Origin of the sequence: Seleniivibrio sp. (genome assembly GCF_021209385.1) — a bacterium.
Lineage (GTDB): Bacteria > Chrysiogenota > Deferribacteres > Deferribacterales > Geovibrionaceae > Seleniivibrio.
In genome coordinates, this window is record NZ_JAJOIL010000018.1 from 61,280 (window position 1) to 74,720 (window position 13,441).

Sequence of the window (13,441 nt, forward strand, 5' to 3'; positions counted from 1 at the left end):
AAGAAAACAGCCCCGCGAAACGGAGCTGTTTGTTGAATTTAAAGTGAATCCAGCATATCCTTTCCAACATGGGTTCGTATGCTTATCTCGTCGTCAGTCATACCTGACGTCCTCATTCGCTTTATGGAATCCGACAGCTTTTCACCGATCTCTATCAGATGCCCGTCCGGATCAGCTATCCGGAAAGTGAGCTGTCCCCAAGGCTGTTCCTCAAGGGGGTTAACTACTTTCGCCGCCACAGATAACCGCTCGTAATCCTCATTTATACTGTCGCTTTCAAAGAAAAGCTCAAACATCGTTGAACTGCCGTCGCAAACAGAACCGAAAATGAGTTTATGCGCCGCATCCCTTTTCCAGAGCGCCACACCGCATTTAAACATGACATGTTCGTCTCCGTTGTCCATCATGAGTTCCAGTCCAAGAATATCCCTGTAAAAAGCCAGTGAGACTCTGACATCCTCTGCCATAACAGCCATGCCGCCATATTTTATCATACAGCACCTCCTGTTCAGAAAATATCATATACATCCGGTGGGGAATTGTATGAAACGGACACCGAGCGAATTTTTATAACGCAAGAAATCAGAGGGTGTCGAACCTGAATATTTTTTAAAGTCTTTTATGAAATGTGACTGGTCGTAATAACCCGCTTCATAAGCTATTTCGGTATAGTTACTGCCGCCGCGAACCACCATCTTCAATGAGTGCTGGAAGCGTTTTACAGATAACATCTTTGACGGGGTGGCGCCTGTATGATGCAGAAAGGTTCTGCTGACGGTTTTTACCGAGCATCCGAAATATGAAGCTATACCTTTGACATCGCTGTCCTGCGACGAAAGCCAGAAAGACATCATCGGATTCCGGCAGGAAACGCATGAGCCGAAAACCGCATCAAGAGCGGACGGAGAAAAACCGTCGTTTATTCTTTTAAGTCCTTCAACAATCTTGCTGTTCAGCATGTCCTCAGCATCGGTTCCATCGTATATTCTGTCGGCGGGTATGCCTGTCAGAGCAGTGAATCCTCCGGGTAGAAAACGTATCCCTCCCAGACGAACCTTCCCTTTCAAAGGCACATATTCCAGATTTACGCCTGTCCCGACCATTTTAGCCGGAGAATTTGCCGCAATGTCAAAGATTATATCGCAGCAGCCGTCGGCAAAGATCGGAAAGAGAACCTTTTCGGCGTAATAGCCTTCGGACAGCCAGTATGCCGCTATGAAAGGCTGCAAATGCGGAGCAGGTTTGAATTCCCGATATGAAGGGGCGCTCATTGCTGCTGATACTTTCTGAGTTCAGAAGGCACGAACTGTGCCAGAACAAAGGACACGAACGCCAGAAACGCCGCTACAAGGAACGGTATCTTCCTGTCAACCATCCAGAGCAGACCTCCGGCGAACGGAATAAAAACAGCTGCTATGTGGTTTATGGTGAATCCCATGGCAGAGCCGTTGGCAAAGTCTTCCGGTTCGGCTATCTTCTGAAAGAATGTTCTGATAGATATAACAAAGCTGTAAACGAGGTTATCTATGATATAGAGCAGAGCAACAAACATCTTGCTGTCTGAAAAAGCGTACCCGACGAAAACAACTATCAGGGTTGAGTATTCGATACTCAAAAGCCTGCGCTCGCCGTATTTATTCACCATTTTACCGATGACAGGGTTAAAGAAAAAATTGGTCAGGTTATTGATAATGAAGAGTATTGCCACTTCTTTGGTCGAGAAATGAAATTTTTCCACCATTAAAAACACAGAAAACGCTGTAAAAACCTGCCTGCGTGCGCCGGAAAGAAATGTCAGCGCATAATACAGCCAGTATTTTGCCTTAAGCTGTAGTTTCTTTTTCTGAACAGGAAGACTGCTGTCTATCGGATTCAGTTTCAGGCAGTATATTCCTGCCGCAACTGCTATCAAACCTGTTATCAGAAAAATATATTTATATTCCAAAAACTTAAGCAAGATTATAACAAGTATTCCGGCGGCTATGTTCCCACCGGCGGCTACACTGCGCAAACGGCTCAGAACCAATGGAGTTTCGAGTTTATTGAAATACTGCAAGGTAAGCGACTGATTGACCGTTTCAAAGAAATGAAAGCCGAAGGACATTATCAGCGTTGAAATTATTACACCTGTTGCGGATGGCAGATAACCTGTCACCGCTATACCTATTCCGAGGACAATAAGGCTGACCACAGCAAGTTTATGTTCAGGGAGGACAACGATGGCAAGTACCACAAGCAGAGACAAAAAGCCCGGAATCTCTCTGATAGACTGGGTAAGCCCCATGTAAAAACCGTCCAGAGACGCTTTTTCGACCGCGAAGTTATTGAATATCGTCGACCAGCTCTGGAACGATATATACACAGCAAGATTTAATAAAAGCAGGAATATAAACATATCCCTGCGGTTTTCCCGAATCATATACCCTTCAGATATTTAATGCATTTCTCATGGTAGCACACGCCGTCTTCCATAACAAGATACTGAATCGTCTCATTCATTTTTTCCGGCGGAATAGGGATAAACCTGCCGGAAGCAGATGCGAACACTGTACCGGAGGCATCTTTCAGTTCACCTGTGACTTCGCAGATGCCTTTATGCATCCCCTGATATTTCGCTTCGACTATCAGGCTGGTCATGGTAGGGGTATTTTTGCGGAATTTCACTTCAAGGCTTCTTGTAAAGCAGAGCCTGTCCAGCGAATCTTCAAAAATAAAAGGCGACCACCCCATTGTTTCGTCCAGAAGCGCCGTGCATATGCCTCCGTGTACGACGTCTTTGAATCCGCAATAGTCTGCGGGAACGAACACATCACTGTAAAGCGCTCCGTTCTCCGCAAAAAACCTATGTCTCAGCCCCACAGGGTTCTGCTGTCCGCAGATGAAACACCCTGTGGAATGGGGAATGTATTCTCTCATTTTGCCCACATTACAAGATTCAGCTCAAAGATATTTTTCAGGTACTTATGAAAAGGTACAGCAGCAAAGCCGACCTTCATCTTGCCTGCATTGTCAATTCTGAAATGCGCTTTATAAGTGCTGATATCCCCGTTTTTCTCCGCCAGTTCAAGGGCGATGAATTTAGGATTCTTAAGCACCCCGCTCTCACCGTCAAACTCAACAACGGCATAAACAGCAAGACTTTCGTTGTCTATCTTCGGAGAGCGTATCTTCGCTTCAAAGGTTACATAACCGCCCATTTCTATGGAATCAGCCTGAACGCCGCTCTCAGCTATTTCAACAGAATCCCATCCGCTAATAACATTCTCTTTCCATTCAAGATACTTGGAAGCGCCTTCAAAACCATTGAATGAGATATCTTTATAAAGTTCATGAAGCTGAACGTAATATTTATCAGTATACTCCATAACCATTCTGGAAGTATTGAAGAACGCGGCGCAAACCTTAACAGCCTGTTTCATCATATGCGTCCATTCTCTTGGGATTCCAACTTTATCGCGGTTATAGAACAGAGGGATTATCTCGTTCTCAAGCTTGTCATAAAGCTCCATGCTTTCGACAAAATCCTGATAATCCTGTTTGTCGTATTCTTCTCCGGCGCCGATAGCCCAGCCGGTTTCGCCGTTATAGCCTTCCGCCCACCATCCGTCGAGAATGGAAAGGTTAAGACCGCCGTTGGCGGCTATTTTCATACCGCTTGTACCGGAAGCTTCCATGGGGCGCAGAGGCGTATTTAGCCATATATCAACGCCGTGGGCAAGATGTCTTGCCACTTCTATGTCATAGTCCTCAACGAAGACTATTTTGTCTCTGAATTCAGGTTTGCGGCAGATATGGAATATCTTTTTGATTATCTCTTTTCCGCCGTCGTCTTTAGGGTGAGCCTTGCCTGCGATAATTATCTGAACAGGTCTTTCGGGATTGTTCAGAATTTTTGCGAGTCGTTCCTCATCCATAAACAGCAGATAGCCGCGTTTGTATGTTGCAAAACGGCGCGCAAAGCCGATTGTAAGAGTATCCGAATTGAGAACGTCATCTGCCTTAGCTATCTCGCTGGCGGTTCCGCCGCGTTTCATAACCTGTTTTTTCAGCCTTTCACGGGCAAAAATAACCAGTCTCTCTCTCTGTTTGCGTTTTGCATCAAAAAAGGCGTTGTCCGGTATCTTTTCAACATCGTTCCATACGTCGAAATCGTATGGTTTGTAGTACCATGCCTCGGAAAGATATCTGGTGTATATCATCTTGAAACTTTCGGCTATGAACGTGGGAAGGTGGACGCCGTTTGTAACGTGACCAATGGGGACATAATTATCAAGAGCGTTGCTCCAGAGGTTCTTAAACATCTGTCTGGAAACTTCACCGTGAAGGGCGCTTACGCCGTTACGGAAAGTGCTGAGGCGGATACCTGCGATCGCCATAGCAAAGCTTTCGGATTCGTTGAACGGATTCTCGCGTCCGAATCCCATTATCTGATTGATGTTAAAGCCGGAAGGCTCGAATATCGGACCGAGATATTTCTTTATCTGATCGAAGCTGAACACGTCGAAACCTGCGGGAACAGGTGTGTGAGTGGTGAACAGCGTGCTTTTTTTAACAACTTCTGCCGCAGTGCGAAGATTCATTCCTTCTTCCACACAGAGCCTGATCCGTTCAAGTGCCGCAAACGACGGGTGTCCCTCGTTCAGGTGGTATACTGTGGGGCGGAATCCCATCGCTTTCAGCGCACGAACACCGGCTATGCCGAGGATTATCTCCTGTTTCAGCCTCATGTCGGAATCTCCGCCGTAAAGCTGTGCGGTGATACTTCTGTGCTGCGGGATGTTTGTTGTAAGGTCGGTGTCAAGAAGATAGAGTGTGATAACGCCTATCTCCAATTTCCAGACCTTAACGTTGACATCGCTTTCGGCTATTCTGACCTGAACATATATTTCATTGCCGTTCGCATCCTTAACGGGTGTTACAGGCATCCTGTGAAAGTCGTTATAGGGAATAGACTGCTGCTGCCAGCCGTCAGAATTGAGATACTGATGAAAATAGCCGTTTCTGTAGAGCAGACCGACCGCTATGAAAGGTATACCTATGTCGCTGGCAGATTTACAGTGGTCGCCTGAAAGTACGCCCAGACCGCCGGAATAGAGCTTTACAGACTCGTGTATGCCGTACTCAGCGCTGAAATAGGCTATCTGCATCCCCTCTTCTCTTTTGCCGCCGTGGGCAAGGTCGAACCATTTGGGGAGCATTTTATATTCGTTAAGGCGTTCGTGTACGTTGTCCATGACGTTCATGAAAACAGGGTCGCCGACAAGTCTGCGGAAATCTTTATCTGTGAGCTTTGAAAGCACCCAGACGGGGTTGTGTTCGCACTGTTCCCAGAGTTCCATATTTATCATACGGAAAAGCTCTCTCGCCTCCCAGTTCCAGCTGTACCAGAGGTTATGCGCTATCTGCTCCAGAGGTCGGAGTTTGTCGGGGAGTTTGGTTTTCACATTGAATTCATAGACTTTCATAGAATCACCCTTAAAAACTTGATAAGTCATATTAGCACACAAATGAGAAAATTTATAAACATAATTGTGTCATATTCCTGTGTGTCCGAAGCCGCCTGCGCCCCTTTCGGTTTCAGACAATTCGGTCACCTGTTCAAAAACAGCTCTGGTGACGGTTGCAACTACCATCTGCGCTATTCTGTCGCCCTTTTTATAAACAAACGTATCCTGAGAAAGATTTATGAGGATTATGCCAAGCTCGCCCCTGTAGTCGGAATCTATTGTTCCGGGGGTGTTCAGCAGAGTGATGCCGTTTTTAAGAGCCAAACCGCTTCTGGGGCGTATCTGCGCCTCAAAACCTTCGGGGAGTTCTATATAAAGTCCGGTTTTCACAAGCGTCCTTTCAAAAGGTTTTATTTCACCGCCGTGCGCCGCCATAAGATCAACGCCTGCCGCATGTTCGGTCTTATATTCCGGCATCAAAGCCGGATCATCCGCTTTTATCTTCACTTTACAAGTCTGCATACTGAATACTCCCTCTCAAATATTTCTGCTGCCGTGCGCTGTATGCTCTTTTTATCCAGCGTCTCTATTCTGCCCATAATCTCTTCACTCTCAAGCAGCTTTCCGTAATGGTAAAACTGCCTGAAATTCATCTGAACGCGGCTTTCCAGTGTTTCAAAGTTTGAAACATAAGAAAGAATCAGTTGATTTTTTATCATAGTAAGCTCGTCATCTGTTATGCCGTTTTCAACCAGCTTCTTTATCTCTTTAAAAACAAGCTCAAGCACTTTATCGCCTGATTTTTCGGCACATGAGTACATGATGTTTGCGTATCCCGCCTTTTTGTAGAGAACCGCTTCCGCCTCGATGTTATAGCAAAGTCCGCGTTTCTCCCTTATCTCCTGGAACAATCTGGAACTCATCAGACCGCCCAGAATCATCACGCCGCCGGAAAGAGAGTATCTTTCAGTATTGCCGTATTCAAACGCAGGGTACATAAGCTGAACGTAGCTCTGTCCTGATTTGAAATGAAACTCGTGATTTTTGGGCGAATAGCTCGGGATGTAATGATTTAACTTTCCTGCATAATTATCTTGTGAAACAGGGAAATATTTCTCTATATATTTCGAGACCTCTTCTCTGTTCACATCACCGCTTACAGCGATTATGCAATTATCTGAAGTGTAATTCTCTTTGTAAAAACGCTTAAGTTCGGAGAACTCCAGTTGCTCCACAGAGGCGACAGTACCGGAAACAGGGTACTCAAGGGAACAGCCTCTGAAAAGCTCTTCCTCCGCCACTTCACCCAGATATTCGTCGGGGCTGTCCATAACGGAATTTATCTCGTCTATGATTATCTGTTTCTCCTGTAAAAAATCCTCTTCAACGAAAACGGGATAGAAGCAGATATTTGCCATCAGTTTTATGAAAAGCTCAAGGTTGCCGGAAAAACCCTTTATGTAATATGCAGTTGTTTCTTTCGATGTGTAGGCGTTCATGTAGCCGCCGTACATCTCCGAAAGTCTGCTTATCTCCTCGTTTGAATAATCTCTGGTGCCGCGGAACGCCATATGTTCTATGAAGTGCGAAACACCGTTGTTTGCTTTGGTTTCGTTTGCGGAACCCGTGTCGAAGAAAACGGATATGGTGAAAAGCCCCGGAAGGCTTGTTACATTCTCGTAGATAACGGGAATGTTGCCGACTTTGTATATTTCTCTCATTAAGTTTCCTTGTGAATTGAATGAAAGGAGATTTTACACCGCAAAGGATGTGGGGTCAATTGAATAAAAAAGGGAGCCGAAGCTCCCTTGGTATTAATTCTCTTCTTTTTCCGCAGGTTTTTCTGCAGAGAGAAGAACTTTTCTCGACAGTTTGTAGCGTCCGTTGGGATCTTTGCCCACAACTTTTACCTGAACGCTGTCGCCAACACTGAGGTAGTCCTCTATCTTGTTGATGCGTTCGTTGCTGTACTGAGAAACGTGAAGCAGTGCCTCGATTCCGGGGATAAGCTCCACAAATGCGCCGTATTCCATTATCTTTTTGACGATGGCATCGTAAACCGCGCCCTCTTCGACCTCTGCAACGATCTCGTTTACACGTCTCTGAGCGATGGTTATAGCGTCTTTGCTTACAGCAAAGATGTTTATCTTGCCTGTGTCGTCGATGTCTATGGACGCGCCTGATTCCTCGATGATGGATTTGATCATCTTTCCTCCCGGTCCGATAACCATACCGATCTTCTCAGGGTTGATCTTAATGGTCAGGTATCTGGGAGCTGTAGGAGCAAGATCTTCCTTAGGCTCGGGCAGAACGTCGATCATTTTGCCGAGGATGTGAAGTCTTGCGGCTTTCGCCTGTTCAAGAGCTGTCTCAAGAAGTTCTTTTGAAAGACCTTCTATTTTGATATCCATCTGAAGTGCGGTGATACCGTCTTTGGTACCCGCAACTTTGAAGTCCATATCGCCAAGGTGGTCTTCAGTTCCCATGATGTCGCTGAGAACTGCATATCTGTCTTGTCCTTCATAGATAAGACCCATAGCAACGCCCGCAACGGGAGCTTTGACCGGAACGCCCGCATCCATAAGGCTGAGGCATCCGCCGCACACAGTAGCCATAGAGGATGAACCGTTGGATTCAAGAACCTCTGAAACGATGCGCACGGTATAGGGGAAGTCGTCTTCATCGGGCAGAACGTATGACAGAGCACGTTCAGCAAGTGCACCGTGACCGATTTCGCGTCTGCCGGGTCCTCTCATGAAGCCGACCTCGCCAACGCAGAAAGGCGGGAAGTTATAGTGCAGCATGAAACGTTTTCTGCCTTCGCCGTCGATGTTGTCAAGGATCTGAGTATCCATCTTGGTACCGAGCGTAGCAACTACCAGCGCCTGAGTTTCGCCTCTGGTGAAGAGAGCGGAACCGTGGGTCATAGGCAGAAGAGCGTGTTCGATGTCGATGGGGCGTACTTCAGTATAAGAACGTCCGTCGATCCTTGTTTTAGAATCTATTGTGAAGTTTCTGAAAGCTGTTTTCTCAACTTCGTGGTAGATGTTTTTAAAGTGACCTTCTTTAGCGGCGTATTCCTCTTCACCCACTTTTTCTTTCATGAGTTCAAGGAATTCCTCTTCAAGTTTGTCGATTGCGGCATATTTCTCAAGTTTCTGAGGAATAACCAGCGCAGCTTTAATTTTGTCACCGATAACAGCCATAGCGTCGTTAACATCGTCAGCGGGAACGGCGAAGCTTTCATAAGCAAATTTTTCTTTGCCAAGCGCTTTAACCATTTCAAGCTGGTGAGCAACAAGCATACGGATGTGTTTGTGTCCGAACTGAAGGGCTTCAACAACCTCTTCTTCGGAAACGTTGTTCATCCCAGCCTCAACCATAACGATGGCATCGTCAGTACCTGCAAGGGTAATGCTGATATCAAGATCGTTAACACGGTCTGCGGGAGGGTCGATGAGGAGCTTGCCGTCCAGTCTGCCCACTTTGACACCTGCGATAGGTCCGTTGAAAGGAATATCGGATATCATAAGAGCGGCACTGGCAGCGTTCATCGCAAGCATATCAGGCGAGTTAACGCCGTCATATGAAACGACAGTAGCTATCACCTGTGTCTCATTTCTGAAACCGTCGGGGAACATGGGTCGCAGGGGTCTGTCTATCAGACGGGAAATAAGCGTTTCTTTATCGGAGGGTTTAGCCTCTCTTTTAAAGAAACCGCCGGGAATCTTGCCCGCTGCGTAGAATTTTTCAAAGTAGTTGACTGTCAGGGGAAAAAATCCCTGATTTGCCGCTGCTTTTTTCTGACCTACGGCTGTAACGAGGACGATGGTACCGCCCTGTTTGATCCAGATACTGCCGTTTGCCTGCTTGGCTTTCCAGCCGGTCTCAAAAATTATTTCGTCAGCGTCTTCACGCAGACGAATAGGGAAAGTCTGAATATTTTTTTCCATCTAGTATTACTTCCTGATTCCGAGAGCTTCGATGATTTTGCGGTATCTCATGTAGTCTTTCTTCTTAACATAATCAAGAAGCTTTCTACGGCGACCGACGAGAAGAAGAAGACCTCTTCTTGAGTGGTGGTCTTTGGGGTTAGTTTTAAAGTGTTCTGTCAGATAAGTAATTCTTTCTGTCAGAAGCGCGATCTGCACTTCAGGAGAGCCTGTATCAGCATCGTGAGTCTTGTTTACTGAGATAATCTCGTCCTTGCGTTCTTTGGTCATTACCATTTTAAAGTTACCTCCATGATAAGCTAATATTATAGCAAATTTATCTTATTAAATCCAGTCTGTCAGACCAGTAATTTCACAATTATGAAAGGTTGGTCGGCAAGTCCGCTTTGTTCTGCAAACGCAAGCAGTTCGCCTTTTCCATCCGTAAGAAAGACATGAGCATCCTCGGTATCCGGCACTGAAATATAATTGTGCCTTTTAACGGATACGCCGTTCTTAACCAGCTTAACAGCTTCGTCGCGAACGACCGCCTTTGCCCATCCAAGCGCCCTGTCCACAGGGATAAGAGCCTCTTCGAGTCTGCCCTCTTCCTTCATGGATTCAAGGTCGCCGAGCTTATAAGCCGCAGCCTGTGTGAACCTGCCGTTCACAGTGCGGATAAGCCCGCTCATAACACCGTAGCAGCCCAGTTTAAGCCCTGCCTCGTGGATAACGCTTCTCACATAAGTGCCTTTTCTGCATTTCATGCGGAAAAGCCCGTCGGGATAGCTGTAATCCATAAGCTCAATATCCGTTATGGACATCACGCGGCTTCCTGCATCCTCTATCTCACCCTTTCTGGCAAGATCGTAGGCGCGCACGCCGTTTATCTTAACGGCGGAATACGCAGGAACCGTAAGCTCAACATCGCCTATGAAGGTTTTAAGAACAGCCTCTACCTCTTCTTTAGAGGGTTTTATGTCGCGGTTTTCGGCGGTTATGTCGCCGTCCGTGTCATAGCTGTCTCTGGCTTCGCCAAGGCGAAACTGTGCAACGTACTCTTTATCAAGAGCCATCATGTAATCTGCAAGTTTGGTGGCATAACCCAGACAGACGGGAAGAACGCCTTCCGCCAACGGGTCGAGAGTGCCGGTGTGACCGCATTTTTTGGTATTAAAAATCCTGCGGACAGACCTGACAACTGAAAATGATGAAATACCTTTTTCTTTGTAGATATTTACAACGCCATCCATTACTGCTCATGACTGATGGTTTTTAAAACTTCGTCAATTTTCTGGCCGTAATCGGATGAATCGTCGTAGATGAAGCGGAGTTCGGGAACCTTCTTAATAGTAAGGTTTTTGATAATGCAGTGCTTAATGAAGCCTGCGGAACGGTTAAGTCCTTTTTCAATCCCATCTTTTGCACTTTTATTATAAGTGCTGAAAAATACTTTGGCACTGGACAGGTCTTTTGAGATCTCAACGCCCGTGATCACAACATCTTTAACTTTCGGGTCTTTGACCCCCATAAGGATCACGTTAGCTATCTCGGAACGTAAAAGTTCCGCTACTCTTCTGTCTCTCACCAAAATATCTCCTGCTCATTCTCCGATTGCACAGCAACCGCCCCATCATGAGCGGAAACCGTATCAACGGCCGGCAAAATGCGTTCCGCACCCAAAAGGTGCGGAACATCAACTATCGTATATATTGCAGAAAAGGTCAAGAATTTATTTGTTATCTTCCTGTTCTTTTTCTTTTGCTTCGGAATCTCTGCGCACGTCTTCAAGAGTTCTCTTCTCTTCAACCATGATGTAGAACTCGAAAACGTCTCCTTCTTTGATATCGTTGTATTTTTCAACACCGATACCGCACTCGTAACCCTGTGCAACCTCTTTAGCGTCGTCTTTGAAACGTTTAAGAGAGTGCAGTTTGCCGTCATAGATAACGATTGAGTCACGGATGACCCTGACGCTGGCATTTCTGGCAACCTTGCCCTCTGTAACATATGAACCTGCGATCTTGCCGATCTTCGGCACAGAGAACACCTGACGAACTTCCGCACGTCCGAGAACTTCCTCTTTGCGCGACGGGTCAAGCATACCTTCCATCGCCTGTTTAACGTCATCAATCGCCTGATAGATTACAGAGTAAAGGTTAAGCTCAACGCCCTCCTGTTCTGCTTTGGCTTTCGCCTGCTGTCCGGGACGGACGTTGAAACCGATGATGATGGCGCTTGAAGCTGTTGCGAGGATGATATCGTTCTCCGAAATACCGCCCACACCGCTTGAAATGATATTTATCTTCACTTCGGGGTTGGAAAGCTTTATCAGAGAGGATTTCAGAGCTTCCAGTGAACCCTGAACGTCGGCTTTCAGCACGATATTCAGTTCTTTCAGCTTGCCCTCTTTTATTCTGTTGAAGATATCCGCAAGACTGACAGCGGTTTTTTCCGCCAGTGTGTGTTTACGTTTCTCTTCTGCGCGCAGTTCTGCAATTGCTCTCGCTGTTTTTTCATCAGAGGTAACGATGAATCTGTCACCGGATTCCGGAACGCCTGAAAAGCCCATAATTTCAACGGGAACTGAAAGTCCGGCTTCTTTGATAGCGGCGCCTTTATAGTTGAACATCGCCCTTACCTTACCGGATTCAGTACCGACAACGAAGTTATCGCCTTTGGTCAGCGTACCTCTGTTAATAAGCACTGTTGCAACGGGACCTTTCTGTTTGTCCAGTTTTGATTCGATAACGATACCCTCTGCCGGAGCGTTGGGGTTGCCTTTAAGTTCGAGAAGTTCCGCTTCAAGGAGAACTCTTTCAAGCAGCGCATCAACGTTGATGTTCTGTTTAGCGGATATCTCCTGAAACTGTGTATCGCCGCCCCAATCCTCAGAAATAACTCCGTGTTCGGAAAGCTGATTACGAACCATGTCCGGGTTGGCGTTCTCTTTATCTATCTTGTTGATAGCAACAATAATCTTAACACCTGCCGCTTTCGCGTGGTCAATAGCTTCTTTTGTCTGGGGCATAACGCCGTCGTCAGCCGCAACAACAAGGATAACTATATCCGTAACGCTTGCGCCTCTGGCACGAAGGGTTGTGAACGCCTCGTGACCGGGGGTGTCGAGAAAAGTTATTGTTCCGTGGTCGAGTTTAACTTCATACGCACCGATGTGCTGTGTGATACCGCCCGCTTCGCCCTCTGCAACAGCCGTAAGACGGATTCTGTCGAGCAGTGATGTTTTACCGTGGTCAACGTGACCCATAACGGTAACGATAGGCGGTCTGGGAACAAGGTCTTCGTCCTTATCCTCGTGTTTGGGGATAAGGTCGTCTTCGGTGAGGAATTTCACCTTAACATCTATTCCGTATTCAGAAGCAAGCAGAGTTGCCGTATCGCCGTCAATAGCCTGATTCACGCTCGCCATAACGCCGAGGCTGATAAGTTTTTTGATAACTTCTGTCGCCTTAACGCCGATGAGTTTGGCAAATTCAGAAACAACAACGTTCTCGCCTATCTGCACGCTTGACGGGCGCACAATAACAGGTTCCTGTTTCTCCTCTCTTCTGCCCTTCTGCTTTTTGAAAGGTCTGCGGTTATTCCTGTTATCAGGTCTTTTTTCTCTTGGTGCTTCTTCAACAACTTCTTTTTCAGCTTCAACAACTGGAGCACCGTCGGAAGACAGTATCTGCTGTTCAAGTTCAAAAAGCTCTATACCTTCATCAACACCCTTATGGATGTTTTTCTCTTTTTTAGCAACGGCGGCTTTAGCCTTGACCTTTTTGGTTTCGACAGTCTCCGTTTTGGGTTTCTCACGCATTACCTTTTTCTTTTCAGCAAGCTCAGCTATGGATTTTTCCTCCATCTGAGGTCTGCCGGCGCCGCCACCCTGAGGACGGTAAGGAGGTCTGTCACCCTGGGGTCTGTCGCCGGTAAGTTTCAGCGGTATTTCGATCCATTCTGACTGCTGTGCGGGTATCTCGTATTCGGGCAATAACGACTGAACCAGAGATTTTATAAAGTACACAAGTCTTATTTCGGCACAGCATGTAAACATAC

At 46.5% G+C, this 13,441-nt stretch carries 12 protein-coding genes; all 12 read right to left on the reverse strand.

Annotated features, from left to right (window positions below; genetic code table 11):
* Positions 1-38 precede the first annotated feature (38 nt).
* Positions 39-494, reverse strand: a complete 456-nt coding sequence (locus LRY47_RS05310) for a VOC family protein (protein ID WP_295223242.1) — start codon at positions 492-494, stop codon at positions 39-41.
* 24 nt (positions 495-518) lie between these two features.
* Positions 519-1,271 carry a helix-turn-helix domain-containing protein gene (locus LRY47_RS05315; RefSeq protein WP_295223244.1) on the reverse strand — a complete coding sequence of 251 codons (753 nt, stop codon included), beginning with the start codon at positions 1,269-1,271 and terminating at the stop codon, positions 519-521.
* Entirely contained in the window at positions 1,268-2,395 is a 1,128-nt protein-coding gene (locus LRY47_RS05320; protein ID WP_295223246.1) for an MFS transporter, read from the reverse strand. The genes LRY47_RS05315 and LRY47_RS05320 overlap by 4 nt, the downstream gene beginning before the upstream one ends.
* A gap of 20 nt (positions 2,396-2,415) precedes the next feature.
* The gene (locus LRY47_RS05325; RefSeq protein WP_295223248.1) at positions 2,416-2,916 is read right to left on the reverse strand and encodes a PaaI family thioesterase; all 501 of its coding nucleotides are present in this window, start codon (positions 2,914-2,916) and stop codon (positions 2,416-2,418) included.
* Positions 2,913-5,465 (reverse strand): alpha-glucan family phosphorylase, encoded by a 2,553-nt coding sequence (glgP, locus tag LRY47_RS05330; protein ID WP_295223251.1) that lies wholly within the window; start codon positions 5,463-5,465, stop codon positions 2,913-2,915. Before glgP ends, LRY47_RS05325 begins: the two co-directional genes overlap by 4 nt.
* A gap of 69 nt (positions 5,466-5,534) precedes the next feature.
* On the reverse strand, positions 5,535-5,969 hold the full coding sequence (dut, locus tag LRY47_RS05335) for a dUTP diphosphatase (protein WP_295223253.1): 435 nt from the start codon (positions 5,967-5,969) through the stop codon (positions 5,535-5,537).
* On the reverse strand, positions 5,951-7,168 hold the full coding sequence (locus LRY47_RS05340; RefSeq protein WP_295223255.1) for a pitrilysin family protein: 1,218 nt from the start codon (positions 7,166-7,168) through the stop codon (positions 5,951-5,953). The genes dut and LRY47_RS05340 overlap by 19 nt, the downstream gene beginning before the upstream one ends.
* Positions 7,169-7,261: 93 nt before the next feature.
* The gene (pnp, locus tag LRY47_RS05345) at positions 7,262-9,400 is read right to left on the reverse strand and encodes a polyribonucleotide nucleotidyltransferase (protein WP_295223257.1); all 2,139 of its coding nucleotides are present in this window, start codon (positions 9,398-9,400) and stop codon (positions 7,262-7,264) included.
* A gap of 6 nt (positions 9,401-9,406) precedes the next feature.
* Positions 9,407-9,676: a 30S ribosomal protein S15 gene (gene rpsO / locus LRY47_RS05350; protein WP_295223259.1), complete on the reverse strand. Its 270-nt coding sequence runs from the start codon at positions 9,674-9,676 to the stop codon at positions 9,407-9,409.
* Between the two features lie 62 nt (positions 9,677-9,738).
* On the reverse strand, positions 9,739-10,632 hold the full coding sequence (truB, locus tag LRY47_RS05355) for a tRNA pseudouridine(55) synthase TruB (protein WP_295223260.1): 894 nt from the start codon (positions 10,630-10,632) through the stop codon (positions 9,739-9,741).
* Positions 10,632-10,967: a 30S ribosome-binding factor RbfA gene (gene rbfA / locus LRY47_RS05360; RefSeq protein ID WP_295223261.1), complete on the reverse strand. Its 336-nt coding sequence runs from the start codon at positions 10,965-10,967 to the stop codon at positions 10,632-10,634. Before rbfA ends, truB begins: the two co-directional genes overlap by 1 nt.
* Before the next feature lie 144 nt (positions 10,968-11,111).
* Positions 11,112-13,441, reverse strand: a 2,330-nt coding sequence (infB, locus tag LRY47_RS05365; protein ID WP_295223264.1) for a translation initiation factor IF-2, incomplete at its 5' end; no start/stop codon positions are given.

Excerpts from the sequence above, each read along its gene's own strand:
- glgP (WP_295223251.1), bottom strand. The coding sequence starts at position 5,465 with ATGAAAGTCTATGAATTCAATGTGAAAACCAAACTCCCCGACAAACTC.
- pnp (WP_295223257.1), bottom strand. The coding sequence starts at position 9,400 with ATGGAAAAAAATATTCAGACTTTCCCTATTCGTCTGCGTGAAGACGCT.
- LRY47_RS05340 (WP_295223255.1), bottom strand. The coding sequence starts at position 7,168 with ATGAGAGAAATATACAAAGTCGGCAACATTCCCGTTATCTACGAGAAT.
- LRY47_RS05310 (WP_295223242.1), bottom strand. The coding sequence starts at position 494 with ATGATAAAATATGGCGGCATGGCTGTTATGGCAGAGGATGTCAGAGTC.
- LRY47_RS05325 (WP_295223248.1), bottom strand. The coding sequence starts at position 2,916 with ATGAGAGAATACATTCCCCATTCCACAGGGTGTTTCATCTGCGGACAG.
- LRY47_RS05320 (WP_295223246.1), bottom strand. The coding sequence starts at position 2,395 with ATGTTTATATTCCTGCTTTTATTAAATCTTGCTGTGTATATATCGTTC.
- truB (WP_295223260.1), bottom strand. The coding sequence starts at position 10,632 with ATGGATGGCGTTGTAAATATCTACAAAGAAAAAGGTATTTCATCATTT.
- rpsO (WP_295223259.1), bottom strand. The coding sequence starts at position 9,676 with ATGGTAATGACCAAAGAACGCAAGGACGAGATTATCTCAGTAAACAAG.
- LRY47_RS05315 (WP_295223244.1), bottom strand. The coding sequence starts at position 1,271 with ATGAGCGCCCCTTCATATCGGGAATTCAAACCTGCTCCGCATTTGCAG.
- dut (WP_295223253.1), bottom strand. The coding sequence starts at position 5,969 with ATGCAGACTTGTAAAGTGAAGATAAAAGCGGATGATCCGGCTTTGATG.